General features: G+C 66.0%; 11 protein-coding genes. 4 read left to right on the top strand and 7 right to left on the bottom strand.

The window, feature by feature from the left end; genetic code table 11:
• Nucleotides 1-10: 10 nt before the first annotated feature.
• Nucleotides 11-1,039, bottom strand: coding sequence for an alpha/beta hydrolase (locus AC5P7F_RS18240; RefSeq protein ID WP_075075978.1), 1,029 nt, complete (start codon nt 1,037-1,039; stop codon nt 11-13).
• 281 nt (nt 1,040-1,320) lie between these two features.
• Between AC5P7F_RS18240 and AC5P7F_RS18235 the strand changes: the two genes are divergently transcribed.
• Nucleotides 1,321-1,695: a hypothetical protein gene (locus AC5P7F_RS18235; protein ID WP_014647092.1), complete on the top strand. Its 375-nt coding sequence runs from the start codon at nt 1,321-1,323 to the stop codon at nt 1,693-1,695.
• A 74-nt stretch (nt 1,696-1,769) separates the two neighbouring features.
• Here AC5P7F_RS18235 and AC5P7F_RS18230 read toward each other — a convergent pair whose 3' ends face one another.
• The 5 genes from AC5P7F_RS18230 to AC5P7F_RS18210 form a co-directional block, all read right to left on the bottom strand.
• A complete protein-coding gene (locus AC5P7F_RS18230) occupies nt 1,770-2,141 on the bottom strand; it encodes a DUF805 domain-containing protein (protein WP_014647091.1) in 372 nt (123 codons plus the stop codon).
• 189 nt (nt 2,142-2,330) lie between these two features.
• Nucleotides 2,331-3,608: a replication-associated recombination protein A gene (locus tag AC5P7F_RS18225; RefSeq protein WP_229767350.1), complete on the bottom strand. Its 1,278-nt coding sequence runs from the start codon at nt 3,606-3,608 to the stop codon at nt 2,331-2,333.
• 490 nt (nt 3,609-4,098) lie between these two features.
• Entirely contained in the window at nt 4,099-4,737 is a 639-nt protein-coding gene (gene lolA / locus AC5P7F_RS18220) for an outer membrane lipoprotein periplasmic chaperone LolA (RefSeq protein ID WP_005413289.1), read from the bottom strand.
• A 111-nt stretch (nt 4,738-4,848) separates the two neighbouring features.
• A complete protein-coding gene (locus tag AC5P7F_RS18215; protein ID WP_164076841.1) occupies nt 4,849-6,792 on the bottom strand; it encodes a DUF3857 domain-containing protein in 1,944 nt (647 codons plus the stop codon).
• Between the two features lie 39 nt (nt 6,793-6,831).
• Entirely contained in the window at nt 6,832-9,192 is a 2,361-nt protein-coding gene (locus AC5P7F_RS18210) for a DNA translocase FtsK (protein WP_014647088.1), read from the bottom strand.
• Nucleotides 9,193-9,425: 233 nt separating this feature from the next.
• Between AC5P7F_RS18210 and trxB the strand changes: the two genes are divergently transcribed.
• Nucleotides 9,426-10,397, top strand: coding sequence for a thioredoxin-disulfide reductase (gene trxB, locus AC5P7F_RS18205; RefSeq protein ID WP_014647087.1), 972 nt, complete (start codon nt 9,426-9,428; stop codon nt 10,395-10,397).
• Nucleotides 10,398-10,475: 78 nt separating this feature from the next.
• Here the strand turns inward: trxB and AC5P7F_RS18200 are convergent, their stop codons facing one another.
• Complete coding sequence (locus AC5P7F_RS18200; protein ID WP_164076840.1) at nt 10,476-12,038, bottom strand: N-acetylmuramoyl-L-alanine amidase; 1,563 nt, start codon at nt 12,036-12,038, stop codon at nt 10,476-10,478.
• A 191-nt stretch (nt 12,039-12,229) separates the two neighbouring features.
• On the opposite strand from AC5P7F_RS18200, the gene AC5P7F_RS18195 reads away from it, so the two are divergent.
• Nucleotides 12,230-13,354, top strand: a complete 1,125-nt coding sequence (locus AC5P7F_RS18195) for a GNAT family N-acetyltransferase (protein WP_164076839.1) — start codon at nt 12,230-12,232, stop codon at nt 13,352-13,354.
• A gap of 65 nt (nt 13,355-13,419) precedes the next feature.
• Nucleotides 13,420-14,160 carry a leucyl/phenylalanyl-tRNA--protein transferase gene (gene aat / locus AC5P7F_RS18190; RefSeq protein ID WP_014647084.1) on the top strand — a complete coding sequence of 247 codons (741 nt, stop codon included), beginning with the start codon at nt 13,420-13,422 and terminating at the stop codon, nt 14,158-14,160.
• The last annotated feature ends 42 nt before the right edge of the window (nt 14,161-14,202 follow it).

Raw genomic sequence — 14,202 nt, 5'->3', positions numbered from 1 at the left:
GCGAAGGGATTCATTCGGCGGCGTTGTCACCGCCATTGGGCGCGCCATCGCCGGCGCTGCGATCGGTCACGCCGTACAGCTCATGCAGCGCCGCATGGAAGGACGCCGGCAGCATCGGGCCGTGGCCAAGGCCGGGGAACTCGCGGTACTGCACGCTCAGGCCCGGCACCTTGCCCAAGCGCTCGGACAGCTGCATCGCCGCATCCGGGGTGGCGCCACCGATGCGGCGCAGGTGCGCGACCACGCGCGGATTGTTCATGTCGCGCTTGCCGCGATCACCGACACGCTCGGCACCGCCCAGCATCAGCCAGAGCCTTGCCGGTTGGCCGTGCACGTTCTGCACGAACTGTTGTTCCGGATCCCCCAGCGCCGCACCCTGGCTCCACCACAGCGACGGGCTGGCGGCCAGATAGGACTGGAAGGCGGCCGGACGCGTGTACAGCGCATTGAGCACGAACAATCCACCCAGCGAGTGGCCCCACAGCGCTTGCTGCTGCGTATCGATGCGTGCGCGACGCTCGACTTCCGGCTTGATGCGGCGTTCGATCACATCCAGGAAGGCCGCAGCACCACCGCCGACCGCCTGGGTCGTACCGCTCTCATCGTCGGCACGGTCGATCCATGCGGTGTAGTCGCGGGTGCGCGCCTTGGAATCGATGCGCAGGTCGTTGTCGTAGCCGATCAGCACCAGCACCGGTGGCGCCTTGCGCGCGGCCAGCTCGGCCAGCAACGGCTGATCCAGGACCATGGCGACGGCGTTGCCGTCCAGCGCGTAGAGCACCGGGGATGGCGTCTTGCCGGCCTTGGCCGGAATCGCCAGGTTCACCCGCCAGCGGCGTTGCTGGTCGGGACTGTCCACCACGAAATGCTCGAAGCGATAGCTGGCCGCCGGCTCGTCGAGTACGGTGTGGCCGATTTTCTGCAGCGGGTTGCGCTGCTGTGCATGGGCATATGGGGTGGCCAGGAGCAGACCCATCATCAAGGCGGCCAAGCCGCGGGCCAGCGGACCACGGCGCGAAGGCGGAACAAAGTGCTTCATCAGCGGCGGCAGAAGCGGCCCAGGGCCGCCGGTTCACAAGGGACCGCAGTCTACCTTAAACGCGAATGATTATCACATCGATCAAACGTCACGCTGTGTATCACGCGCGCGCATGCCCGGGTTGCGCAAGGGGCAGCAATTCCCCTATTTTGCCGCCCATCGGGGCATTGGATCGCCCCGCTTCCAGCGCAGCCATGGATGGCGGGCACTTGCCGCCATCCGGGTCGCGTTCATCTGCACACAACCGCCATGGGATTGGATCCCATGATTGTGAGACTCCCTTGAAGCACACCACCCTGATCGCCCTCTCCCTCGGCCTGCTTGCGCCGCTGGCCGCCCATGCCGCACAGGACCTGCCAACGCTCTACCAGGCCTTTGAAGAAGCCGGCAATTCGTCACTGGGCATGGACCAACTCAACCAGACGGTGACATTCACTGCCGTAGCCCTGAGCGTTTCCAGCAACCTGGCGGGCGAGCCGCTGATCGAGGCCGGCGACGACCAGGGCAATGTCCTGGCCCGGCTGACCAGCGACGACGAACAGCAGGCGGCCAAGCTGGGCGCACTGGAAGAAGGCGCGACGTTCACCGCCAGCTGCACGCTGCAGTTCAGTTCCGGCACGGACTACCTGTCCTTCGGCGACTGCACCATCAAGTAAAGACGAAGCCGGCGAAATGCCGGCTTCTTTTCTTTGCCTCTTGTGGAGTCGAGCCATGCCCGACTCGCGGAATGTCACGGCCCCGAAGGCACCGGACCATAAGCATTTTCCTGCGGCGTGCCCGGCAGCAGCGCGAATACGAAGATCACCAGGCCGCCGAACGGAACGAAGGCCAGCAGGTACATCCAGCCCGACTGGTTGCAGTCGTGCAGGCGGCGCACGGTGACGGCGATGACCGGCACGAACGTGGCCAGCCAGAACACGACAAACAGGATGATCGACGCGATGCCCAGGACGTCGGACTGCATCACCAGCCCGGCAACGAGCGGCACCATCAGGACGGCGGAGACGATCAGCATGAACAGCTGGAACATCCAGTACTCACGACGGTTGGCACGCCCCTCGAACTGGGCGTAGCGCTTCAACGGCAGAATCATTTCCTGCACGGCATCAATCCTTGAAAAAGTGGCCGCGCAGTGTGCCAAAGACCGCCGCCGGGAACAATGTGGAGCCGAGCCATGCTCGGCTGCCATTGGCCCTGTAGAGCCGAGCCCATGCTCGGCTGCCGTTGCCGCAGGCGCTGCTGGCCCGGTCCAGAGCGGAGTCGAGCGCGGCTCGACGCTACATAAACCGGGTCAGCGACCCTTTGCCGCCCTCGCCGCTTCGCGCTCGGCACGCAGCCGGTCCAGCTTTTCCTTCAGCTTGATTTCCAGGCCACGCGGCACCGGGTTGTAGTACACCCGTTCGCCCATCGCATCCGGGAAACCCGTCTGGTCCAGCGCGATGCCACCCTCGGCGTCATGGTCGTACTGGTACTCGGCGCCGTAGCCGAGCTCCTTCATCAGCTTGGTCGGTGCATTGCGCAGGTGCAGCGGCACTTCTTCGGTACCACTCTCGCGCACGTCGGCCTTGGCCTGGTTGAAGGCGGCATAGCCGGCGTTCGACTTGGCGGTGCTGGCCAGGTAGAGCACCAGCTGGGCGAACGCCAGCTCGCCTTCCGGGCTGCCCAGCCGCTCGTAGATGTCCCAGGCTTCCAGCGCCATGCTCTGCGCGCGCGGATCGGCCAGGCCGATATCCTCGATGGCCATGCGGGTCAGCCGGCGCGCCAGGTAGGACGGGTCGCAGCCACCATCGAGCATGCGGGTCAGCCAGTACAGCGCGGCATCCGGATTGGAGCTGCGTACCGACTTGTGCAGCGCCGAGATCTGGTCGTAGAACTGCTCGCCGCCCTTGTCGAAGCGACGGGTGCGATCGGCCAGCACCTGGGCCAGGGTCTGCGGCGTGATGCGACCGCCCTCGCCGCCCGCCAGTTCGGCGGCGATTTCCAACAGGGTCAGCGCACGGCGCACGTCGCCATCGGCGGCGGTCGCAATTTCCAGCAGCAGCTCGGGAGCGACCTCGATACCCTCTTCGCCCAGGCCGCGCTCGCGATCACCCAGCGCACGTTCCAGCGCCTCGACGATGTCGGTGGGCGAAACGCCTTCCAGCACATGCACGCGGCAACGCGACAGCAATGCGGAATTCAACTCGAACGACGGATTCTCGGTGGTGGCACCGACGAACAGAATCGTGCCGCGCTCGATGTGCGGCAGGAAGGCGTCCTGCTGCGCCTTGTTGAAGCGATGCACCTCATCCACGAACAGCACGGTGCGCCGGCCTTCGGCGAAACGCTGCGCGGCCTCGGCCAACACCTGGCGCACCTCCGGCAGGCCGGAGAGGACGGCGGAGATGGCACGGAATTCTGCGTCGGAGTATTCGGCCAGCAACAGCGCCAGCGTGGTCTTGCCACAGCCTGGCGGTCCCCACAGGATCATTGAATGCACGCGACCGGATTCGACCGCGCGACGCAGCGCGCTGTCCGGCGCCAGCAGGCGCTTCTGCCCAACCATTTCGTCGAGAGTGCGCGGACGCATGCGCTCGGCCAGCGGGCGCAGGTGTTCCCGATCGACGCTCAGCAGATCGGGACCAGGGAAGGAAGTTGAACGATGTCTTGCCACCCGGTCATTGTACCGCGCCGCCCAACGGTAGCGCCGGGCCGTGCCCGGCGGCGGGACGCGATGTCTGGTAGTGCCGGCCGCTGGCCGGCAGATCCCAAGCGTGCCAACCAACGGTTGACACCCACCAAGGCGGTCCCGGTTGAAACCCACCAGAGCAGAAAGCGCCGGGCCATGCCGGCGATCAGGCCGCACGGGTGGTAGTGCCGGCCGCTGGCCGGCAGATCAAGAGCGTGTCAACCAAGGTTGACACCCACCATGACGGTGCCGGTTGACACCCGCCAGAGCAGACAGCACCGAACCCTGCCCGGCAGATCAGGCCACAGGATCGGTAGTGCCGGCCGCTGGCCGGCAGATCAAAAGCGTGTCAACCAAGGTTGACACCCACCAAAGCGCCTCCGCCCACAGGTCAATTACCGATGACGTCGGTGCCCTTCGGCGGAGTGAAGCTGAAGGTACCGGCGGCAAAGCCCGGGTTGCGCTTCCAGCCGCTGAAGCTGATCACGGTGCGCTGGCCAACCGCATCGGTGATTTCCATCTTGGCCAGGCCCTGGGCATTGAAGCCCAGCGCGGCGTACTGGAAGCTGGCTTCGGTCTCGCGCTTCGGCGACAGCGACAGCCACTGCAGGCCGTCGCGCTGCGCAGCCTCTTCACTGACGTCGTACTGCTGTTCCAGCAGTGCCGGGTTGATCAGCGCGGTCAGCGGGCTGTTCTGCTCTTCCTTGCCCTGCTCACGCACGGTGGCCTGCTCCAGGTCCGGTTCGTACATCCAGACCTTCTTGCCGTCGGCCACGATCAACTGCTCGTGCGGGCGCACGTATTCCCAGCGGAACAGGCGCGGCGCCGACAGGGCCACGCGGCCACTGGTCGATTCCTTCACCTTGCCGCGGCTGTCGAACACCTGCTGGCTGAACTGGCCATCCAGGCCCTTCAGGCCACTGGTGAAGGTCTTCAGGTCATCGCGGGCGCCTGCCCAGGCGCTGCCGGCGGCGGCGCAGGCCACGGCCAGGGTGGTGGTGGCAAGGAAACGACGGAAGCGGAAGTTCATGTGGGAATCCTGTGGGCGCGGGCGCCAGGAAAGGTGGTTGCCAGTGTGCCCGGGGAAAGATGAATGGGCGATCAGGGCGACATTATGCCGCCCTGAACGTCCATCGGCGATTCAGCCGCCCGAGCCCGGCAGCTTGCCGTACAGCACCTGGCCACGGAAGCCACGCCGCACTTCGCGATACAACGCGCGGAATGCGGTGTAGTCCTGCGGCTGGCACAGCGCCTCCGGCCCACGCACCGCGTTCTGCTGCAAGCGGTGGTGCACGATCACGTCCTGGCCCTCGCGACTCCAGTCCACCCGATACTCACCGGCGGCGTTGCTGAAACGCTGGCTGGCCGGGATGGCGATGATCGGTGCATTGGCCGGGAACTGCAGGCGATAGGTCTCTTCGCGCAGGCTGGCATTGCAGTAGAACGGCGTCTCGTTGGCCGGCGCCGAGGCGGTGGCGTACAGGCCGCGCACCGATTCGCCACCCGGCGGATCCGGCACGGCCATGCCGCCGGCCACGCTGAAGTCGGCGTAGTCCTCGGCCTGGAACGCCATGCGATAGCCAAACGGCCGGGTCAGGTCGACCGGCACGCCCTGGATCTGCAGCTGCCCTCTCCCGTCGAAACCGGACGCGGCCATGATCTGCTCCTCGGCGCGCGCACGGTTCTGCGCGTTGAGCTGGGAGAACTGGGCGCGCATGCCGATCTCGGCGTTCTCGCCCAGCTTCGGAATGGTCTCGCCGCGCAGGTTGCCGTTGGCGTCGAAGGTGAAACGCACCTCCATCGAGGTGGCGTTGCGCTGCGGCGTGTTGGCCGGGGTGCGCGCCAACGAGGCGTCGCGGGTACGCATCACCGGTGCGCCGAGGTCGCCTTCCGGCAGCTGCCCGAAGCGCGCCCACGCGGTGGTCGAATCCAGATACAGATCGAACTCGGGGATGTAGGTGATGGCGTGGTTGAAGCGGCCCAGCACCGGAATCTTCGGCAGCGTGGGGCCGCCGCCGGCACCGATCAGCACCGGCGAGCTGGCGATGCCCTTGGCCGCCAGCAGCGCCTCCAGGATCGTCACATGGTCCTTGCAGTCACCGTAGTGGTTGTCGAGGATGCTCTGCGCGCTGTTCGGCTCCAGGCCGCCATTGCCCAGGTACACCGCCACATAGCGGATGTTCTGCGCCACCCAGCGGTACAGCGCATCGGCCTGCTCGCGCCGGTCGCTGATGCCAGCGGTGATTTCATCAGCCAGCGCCTGCAGCGCCGGGGTCACGTCGGCCGCCGGGCCGGCCTTGAGCTGGTAGGCGCGTCCCATCTGCGACCAGTCACGATACGTGCTGGCCATGATGTTCGGGCCGAACTCCCAGCCCGCCGCCGACCAGTTCTGTGCCGGCATGGCTTCGCGCCGCTGGTAGCGCCAGCGCCACTGCGCCTGGCCGTTCTTCACCGTCGGGCGATCGCTGCCCTGCACGCCGCGGCTGTCGATGAACATCGGCAGGCTGGCCGGCGCAGTCAGGGTGACCTCGGCGTCTTCGTACTCGGTGAAGACGTTGAAGGTCTCCCACAGGCCGAAATAGCCCGGGAAGTACGGCGTGGCCTGGGTGCGGCGCACCTGGTAGTACAGGCGCGTGCCCGGGGCCAGGTTCGGGAACACGATCACCCGCACCTTGCGGTCGGCATACATCGCCGCCGAGGCGCTGGAGTAGCTCTCCTGGGTGTAGATGCGATCGGCCGGCACGTCGCGCCGCTGGCCGTCGGCGGTGATGGTGTAGGCGCCAAGCACCTCCAGGGTTTCCATCTTCTCGCTGTAGCTCAGCCGCACCTGGCTGAACTGCTCGACCGAGGCCTTGGTCTTGAGCAGGACTTCGTAGGTTTCGGTCTGCACATTGCCCGCATCCGGCCGCACCTGGTAGTCGGCGCGGTAACGGACAATGCTGAAATTATTGCTGGCTTCGGTATCGCCGCTGGTGGAAGGCGGCGCCGTGGCGGGCGCGGAGGTGGCGGATTCTGCCAGTGCCGGGCCGGCAGCCAGGAAGGCTGCCAGCGCCAGCGCCAGCGCGCTTGGTACGGGGTGAAGCATGCGTCGGTTCCTTGGACGTCGTGGGGGATACGTCGGGCTTTACTTCGGCGGCGGCGGTGCCAGCACCGTGCGGTCGCCGTTGTGCTCGGGCGGGCTGACCACGCCGGCCGCTTCCATGGCCTCGATCAGTCGCGCTGCACGGTTGTAGCCGATCTTGAGCCGGCGCTGCACGCCGGAAATCGAGGCGCGGCGGGTCTCGGTGACCACCCGCAGCGCTTCGTCATACAGCGGGTCGGACTCGTCGCCGGCCGCACTGGTCTCGGGCAGGCCGGTGGCACCGACGACCACGCCGTCGCCCATCGTCTGCACCTCGTCCAGCACCCCGTCGATATAGTCGGCCGGGCCCATCGCCTTGAGGTGCTCGACCACGCGGTGCACTTCGTCATCGGACACGAACGCACCATGCACGCGCTCGGGCAGCGCGGTGCCCGGCGGCAGGTACAGCATGTCGCCGTGGCCCAGCAGGGTCTCCGCGCCGGACTGGTCGAGGATGGTGCGCGAGTCGATCTTGGAGCTGACCTGGAACGCGATACGGGTCGGGATGTTGGCCTTGATCAGGCCGGTGATCACGTCCACCGACGGGCGCTGCGTGGCCAGGATCAGGTGGATGCCCGCCGCACGCGCTTTCTGTGCCAGGCGCGCGATCAGCTCTTCCACTTTCTTGCCGACGATCATCATCATGTCGGCGAATTCGTCGATGAAGATGACGATGAACGGCAGCGTCTCCAATGGACGCGGCGCCTCGCCCAGCTCCGGGTTCGGCTTGAACAGCGGGTCCATCAGCGGCTGGCCGGCATCCTGCGCTTCCTTCACCTTCTTGTTGAAGCCGGCCAGGTTGCGCACGCCCACCGCGCTCATCAGCTTGTAGCGGCGCTCCATCTCGGCCACGCACCAGCGCAGGCCGTTGGCGGCCTCCTTCATGTCGGTGACCACCGGTGCCAGCAGGTGCGGAATGCCCTGGTAGACGCTCAGTTCGAGCATCTTCGGGTCGATCATCAGCATCCGCAGGTCTTTCGGCGAGGCCTTGAACAGCAGGCTCAGCACCATCGCGTTGACCGCCACCGACTTGCCCGAACCGGTGGTACCGGCCACCAGCAGGTGCGGCATGCGCGCCAGATCGGCCACGGTCGAGCGCCCGGCAATGTCCTTGCCCAGCGCCAGGGTCAGCACGCTGGCCGACTTGTCGTATTCCTTCGAGCGCAACAGCTCGGACAGGTAGATCATCTCGCGGGTGACGTTGGGGATTTCCAGGCCGATCACCGACTTGCCCGGAATCACGTCGACCACGCGCACCGACTTCACCGACAGGCCGCGCGCGATGTCCTTGTCCAGCGAACTGATCTGGCTGACCTTGATGCCCGGCGCGGGCTCGATCTCGAAGCGGGTGATGACCGGCCCGGGGTTGGCGCCGACCACCTGGGCGTCGATGCGGAAATCCTTCAGCTTGAACTCGATCTGCCGTGACAGCGCGTCCAGGGTTTCCTTGTCGTAGCCCACCGGCTGCGGCTTGGGGTCGTCCAGCAGGGCCAGCGGCGGCAGGTCCGACCCGTCGCCGTTGACGCCACGGAACATCGGAATCTGCGTGTCGCGCTTGGCCCGGTCACTCTTCTCGATCACCGGTTCCGGACGCGGCTCGATCTTCACCGGCTCGCGCTTGGCGCGCACCTCGGCATCGGCCTTGCGCACCTCCTGGCGCTCCTCGCGCATCACCCGGGTCTGCTGCCACTCGGTGACTTCTTCCTTCTTGCGCGCCAGCAACGGTGCCAGCGACATCACGCCACGGCCGATCTTTTCCATCACCGTGAACCAGGACAGCCCGGTGGCCAGGGTGATCGAGGCCAGCAGCAGCACCAGCACGAACAGGTTCGCGCCCAGCGCGCCGAAGCCCACCGTGAGCGAATTGCCAACCAGCTTGCCGAGGATGCCGCCGGCGCTGGAGACATCGCCGCTGAACAGGCGTACATGCAGGAAGCCGGTGCCTGCGATCAGGAATCCGACCAGGCCGACCAGGCGCAGCGCCGGGTCCAGGTCGTTCTCGCCCTTGCTCTCGCGCTTGAGGCCGAACATGGCAATCCACGACAGCGCACCGAGCACCACCGGCAGCAGGAAGGCGATGTAGCCGAACAACTGCAGCAGCACGTCGGCGATCCAGGCGCCCGCGCGACCACCGAGGTTGTGCACCGGCGCGACCACGCTGCCGGTATGCGACCAGCCCGGATCCGTCGCTGAATAGGTGAAAAGACTCGCCGCCAGATAGAGCAGGGCCGGCGCGATCGCGATCAGGCCCAGGTCGCGCCAGAGGCGCTGGCGGCGTGGATTGTCGGTCGTCGCCGCCGCGGCCGTGCGACGTGACGCCTTGCTGTCGTCCGACTTGGAGCGTTCAGGGACCTGCTTCGCCACCTTAGACCATACCTTTGGAATGCGCTGTTAGTGATTGATAATAAATGAGACGGCGTCAGTTTTCAGTTATGCGACTTCTGACCGGGCCCGGACAGGGCCGAAACCACCGCTGGATGACGGCGTTCTGTTCATCGGCTTGAATCGCCCTGCCCCAGCCGCCACTCTATGACCAGCCACGGATGCTGCGCAAACATCGCCAGCGCCTTGTCCCATCTACCTTTTCGCGAGTCTACATGAGCACCAGCCTGCCCTCCCGCCACCAGCGCCTCGTCATCCTCGGTTCCGGACCGGCCGGCTGGACCGCCGCCGTCTACGCCGCCCGTGCCAATCTGAAGCCGGTCGTCATCACCGGCCTGCAGCAGGGCGGCCAGCTGATGACCACCACCGAGGTGGACAACTGGCCGGGTGACGCCCACGGCCTGATGGGCCCGGACCTGATGGCGCGCATGCAGGCCCACGCCGAGCGCTTCGAGACCGAGGTCATCTTCGACCACATCCACACCGCCGACCTGTCGCAGCGCCCGTTCAAGCTGATCGGCGACAGCCACGAGTACACCTGCGACGCGCTGATCATCGCCACCGGCGCCACCGCCAAGTACCTGGGCATCCCGACCGAAGACGAGTTCAAGGGCCGCGGCGTGTCCGCCTGTGCCACCTGTGACGGCTTCTTCTACCGCGACCAGGACGTGGTCGTGGTCGGCGGCGGCAACACCGCCGTGGAAGAGGCCCTGTACCTGTCCAACATCGCCCGCAAGGTCTACCTGGTCCACCGCCGCGACACCCTGAAGGCGGAGAAGATCATGCAGGACAAGCTGTTCAGGAAGGTGGCCGAAGGCAAGATCGAGACCGTCTGGCACCACCAGGTGGAGGAAGTGCTGGGCAACGACGCCGGCGTGACCGGCGTGCGCGTGAAGTCCACCCTGGACGGCGGCACCCGCGACATCGATGCCCACGGCTTCTTCGTGGCCATCGGCCACCACCCGAACACCACCCTGTTCGACGGCCAGCTGGCGATGAACAACGGCTACCTGGAAATCCGTTCGGGCCTGGGCGGCAACGCTACCCAGACCTCGGTGGAAGGCGTGTTCGCCGCCGGCGACGTGGCCGACCAGCACTACCGCCAGGCGATCACCTCGGCCGGCTTCGGCTGCATGGCCGCTCTGGACGCCGAGCGCTATCTGGACGCGCAGGGCAAGGCCAGCTGAAGCGCTGATTATGCTCTGTAGAGTCGAGCCATGCTCGACTCAGGAGAAAGGCCGACGCGAAAGCGTCGGCCTTTCTCGTTACATCCCTGCGGCAGCCGTATTCTCAGGCAAGCCATTTCGATCAGGGCCGGCCGCATCGGGAACACAACGAACGGTGTGAGGCACGGGCTGCGACTTGACCCCATCCGCATCCAACACATGCGTCTCCCAGCCGAGCGTCCCCACGCTGTCGCGACCGCAGCTGAGTTGCATCCTGCTGGGCTGGTCAGGCGAATCGATGACCACCGTCCGTCCGCTGCAGTTCCACCCTGATGGGCACAGCGTATTGCGGGTGATCAGGCTGATCGGGAATTGCGGATGGCCCGCAAACGCCACGTCCACCTCGCGCGAGTCGCCGGATGGAACGTCGACATCTGCGATCGGCTGCCCGGACAGCGGCTCACACGTCTTTCCTGTTGCCCACAGGCGATAGCCCTTCTCCACCCCTTTCATCGACGCCGAGCGGAAGACGGGGTCCTGCAGCGCCTTGGCATCATCCGGATTCGTGTGAAACGCCGTCTCTACGATGATCGATGGCATGTGCGCCTCTCGGTTCTCCCCCTTGTTCAGCGCGTGCGGAGCGGGAGCCACGGTGAATGCCGCATACTCAGGTAGCGAGTGAATCAGCTCCTTCATCGAGCACAGGACACTCTCTGCAAGAGCAGCATCCATCGGCCTACCAGGTTGCACGATCACACGAGTACCGCGCGCGGCCCCCGAGGGTTCTCCATTGCTGTGCAGATGAATCGCTACCTCAGCTCCGTGGTGGTTTGCGAGAAGCGGCCGACTGTTGATGTCTTCACGCTCCTCCCGATCCCAAAGCGTACTGCCTGCGTACGTGCTCCATATCTTTGTCTCGGCCGGATACTGCTCGGCAATCGCGTAGCGCGCAGCTATGGTCCACCACTCCTCACCACTCGGAGGATGAGTCGTTCCCGTGATCTGAACGCGCGGACGGACGACAGGCATTTGGCTCCTTTGCTCGATCATCGCCTTCAGCTCCGCAGCGTACGACGGAGTCAACAACCCCTCGGAGACGCCATTCCATTCATCCCTTGAGGTCACCCACCGGTTGTCCTTGTAGCTGTAGAAATACCCATGGCCGGCTGCGACAAATGCCATCCCGGACCCAGGCGTTCCACGCATCCGCCTCAGCGCATCCCCCGCTTTCCGCGCCGCATCGTCCGCAGCCTTTATCTCAGGAAAGTAGTATTCGATCTCTTTCCCGTCATACAGAAAAACGACACGACTGAACGGCGCCACCTGCTCGGCCCAATGCAGTAGTCCAAAACTGATCTCGCTTCGCTGATCCTCGAACGACGGTCCGTAATCGGCAGGAACGAAGTCACGATCCAGCGCCACGGTCACTACACCGTTGGCGATATCTGCCGATACCTCAACCCGGCGACTACGTGCCTGGCCATCCACGAGACGAACGCGCTCCAGAATGTCGCGCGCCTTCTGGGTCAAGAGGATGTCGAGCCCAGTGTCCTGCTCCACCGCAGGAGGAGCGTCAACGGCCTGCGCGGGGCTTATCAACAGTCCGCCACCCAGAAGAGACAGCAGGACAGAAAGGGATCCAAGGCGAAATTTCTGGTTCATTTTGGCTACTCCATGCAAAGAGTGAATGCACCGCTCCAGCGGCGCAGCTCACTCTGCCCCTGTGCATTCAGGCATTCCGCAACCAAGCGCACACGGATGGACAATTCAAACTTTCCTCACCCCCAACCGGAACAAACCAACCCAGCTCCGCCAGCACCGTTCGCGATCCACCTGGCCTATCCTTGCCAACCATGCCCTCCCCCCGCTTCCTCGACTCCCTGCAGTCCATTCCCGCCACCGACTGGGATGCCCTGCACGACGGCCAGAATCCGTTCGTCAGCCACGCCTTCCTCTCAGGCCTGGAACAGCACGGCTGCCTGCGCGAGGACTGGGGCTGGCAGCCCCGGCACTTCACGCTGTGGGAGGGCGAGCGCCTGATCGGCGCAATTCCGGGCTACCTGAAGACCAACTCCCACGGCGAATTCGTGTTTGACCATGCCTGGGCGAACGCCTACGCCCGCCATGGCCGCGACTACTACCCGAAGTGGCTGGGCGCGGTGCCGTACTCGCCGGTCACCGGGCCGCGCCTGCTGGCCCGTCACGATTCAGAGCGCACCACGCTGCTGTCGGCGTTGCGCGATGCACTGCCGGCACTGGCCGTGTCATCGGCCCATATCAACTTCCACGCCGCAGCGGACGAGGCGCTGTTCGGCGATGACTGGCTGCTGCGCGAGGACGTGCAGTTCCAGTGGCAGAACCCGGGTGACTGGGCGACATTCGACCAGCTCCTCGGCGCGATGAACCACAAGCACCGCAAGAACATCCGCCAGGAACGGGCCAAGGTCACCCGCCAGGGCATCAGCTTCCGCGTGGTGCACGGCGACGAGGCCAGTCGCGCCGACCTGCAGGCGATGTACCGCTTCTACCTGCAGACCTTCCTGGAATACGGCAATGCCCCGGCGCTGACCGAGCCCTTCTTGCGCCATCTGGCCATTTCATTGGGACGCGGGCTGGTACTTTTCCTGGCCGAGCAGGAAGGCCAGCCGATTGCCGGCGCGCTCTGCCTGCGCGGCGGTGACACGCTGTACGGCCGCTACTGGGGCGGCGCCACCCTGCCCGGCCTGCACTTCGAAGCCTGTTACTACCAGGGCATCGAGTACTGCCTGCGCGAAGGCCTGAGCCGTTTCGAACCCGGCGCACAGGGCGAGCACAAGCTGGCGCGCGGCTTCCTGCCTACACTGGTGCGCAGCCGGCACTGGGTGGCTGATGCGGATTTCGCCGAGGCGTTGCAGGAGTGGTGCCGGCAGGAGCGACGGGATGTGCGGCGCTACCAGCAGGAGCTGCAGGGGCACAGCCCATTTCGCGCGGACGGGTGACCTGCCAACCAAGGTTGGCATCTACCGCGGCATTCACGCGGGGCCGCGACGAATACAATGCCGGCATGACCCGCCAGCTGCCCTGGCGCCTGGCCGACGCGCCGGACGCCCCCTTCCCGCCGGCCGAGACCGCCCTGCGCCAGCCCGACGGCCTGCTCGCCGTGGGCGGCGACCTGCACCCGGCGCGCCTGCTCAACGCGTATGCGGGCGGCATCTTTCCATGGTTCAGCGAGGGCGAGCCGATCCTGTGGTGGTCGCCCGACCCGCGCATGGTGTTCCGTACCGATGGCGTGCATCTGTCCAGCCGCTTCCGGCGCCAGTTGCGCGGCAGCACATGGGAGGTCACCGCCGACACCGCCTTCAGCCGGGTGATGCGCGCCTGTGCGGCGGCACCGCGGCCCGGCCAGGACGGCACCTGGATCAGCCCCGACATGGTCGAGGCCTACAGCCAGCTGCATGACCTCGGCTTTGCCCACTCCTTCGAGGTCTGGGACCGGCAGACGCTGGTCGGCGGCATCTACGGGGTGGCCATCGGGACGATGTTCTTCGGCGAGAGCATGTTCAGTGGCGCCAGCGGCGGCTCCAAGATCGCCCTGGCCGCGCTGGCATCCACGCTTCACGGCTGGGGCTGGGCGCTGATCGATGCCCAGGTGGAGAATCCGCACCTGCTGCGGATGGGCGCCGAGCACCTGCCGCGCGCGGCGTTCCTGCAGCACGTCCGCCACGCGGTGCGCCATGACGGCCGTGAAGGCCCCTGGACGCAGGCGGTCGGACGCCTGCCGGCACAGCGTTTGGCCGGGGGTTAACACAAACTTTGCAAGCTGGGCCGGTCACGCGTAAAATACTGC

The organism is Stenotrophomonas sp. YJH_SMC_105-26, from assembly GCF_059368915.1.
Note: the sequence above shows the minus strand (reverse complement) of the source record. Positions and strands in the feature narration are given on the sequence as shown.

Excerpts from the sequence above, each read along its gene's own strand:
- AC5P7F_RS18240 (WP_075075978.1), bottom strand. The coding sequence starts at position 1,039 with ATGAAGCACTTTGTTCCGCCTTCGCGCCGTGGTCCGCTGGCCCGCGGC.
- AC5P7F_RS18225 (WP_229767350.1), bottom strand. The coding sequence starts at position 3,608 with ATGCGTCCGCGCACTCTCGACGAAATGGTTGGGCAGAAGCGCCTGCTG.
- lolA (WP_005413289.1), bottom strand. The coding sequence starts at position 4,737 with ATGAACTTCCGCTTCCGTCGTTTCCTTGCCACCACCACCCTGGCCGTG.
- AC5P7F_RS18215 (WP_164076841.1), bottom strand. The coding sequence starts at position 6,792 with ATGCTTCACCCCGTACCAAGCGCGCTGGCGCTGGCGCTGGCAGCCTTC.
- trxB (WP_014647087.1), top strand. The coding sequence starts at position 9,426 with ATGAGCACCAGCCTGCCCTCCCGCCACCAGCGCCTCGTCATCCTCGGT.
- AC5P7F_RS18200 (WP_164076840.1), bottom strand. The coding sequence starts at position 12,038 with ATGAACCAGAAATTTCGCCTTGGATCCCTTTCTGTCCTGCTGTCTCTT.
- AC5P7F_RS18195 (WP_164076839.1), top strand. The coding sequence starts at position 12,230 with ATGCCCTCCCCCCGCTTCCTCGACTCCCTGCAGTCCATTCCCGCCACC.
- aat (WP_014647084.1), top strand. The coding sequence starts at position 13,420 with ATGACCCGCCAGCTGCCCTGGCGCCTGGCCGACGCGCCGGACGCCCCC.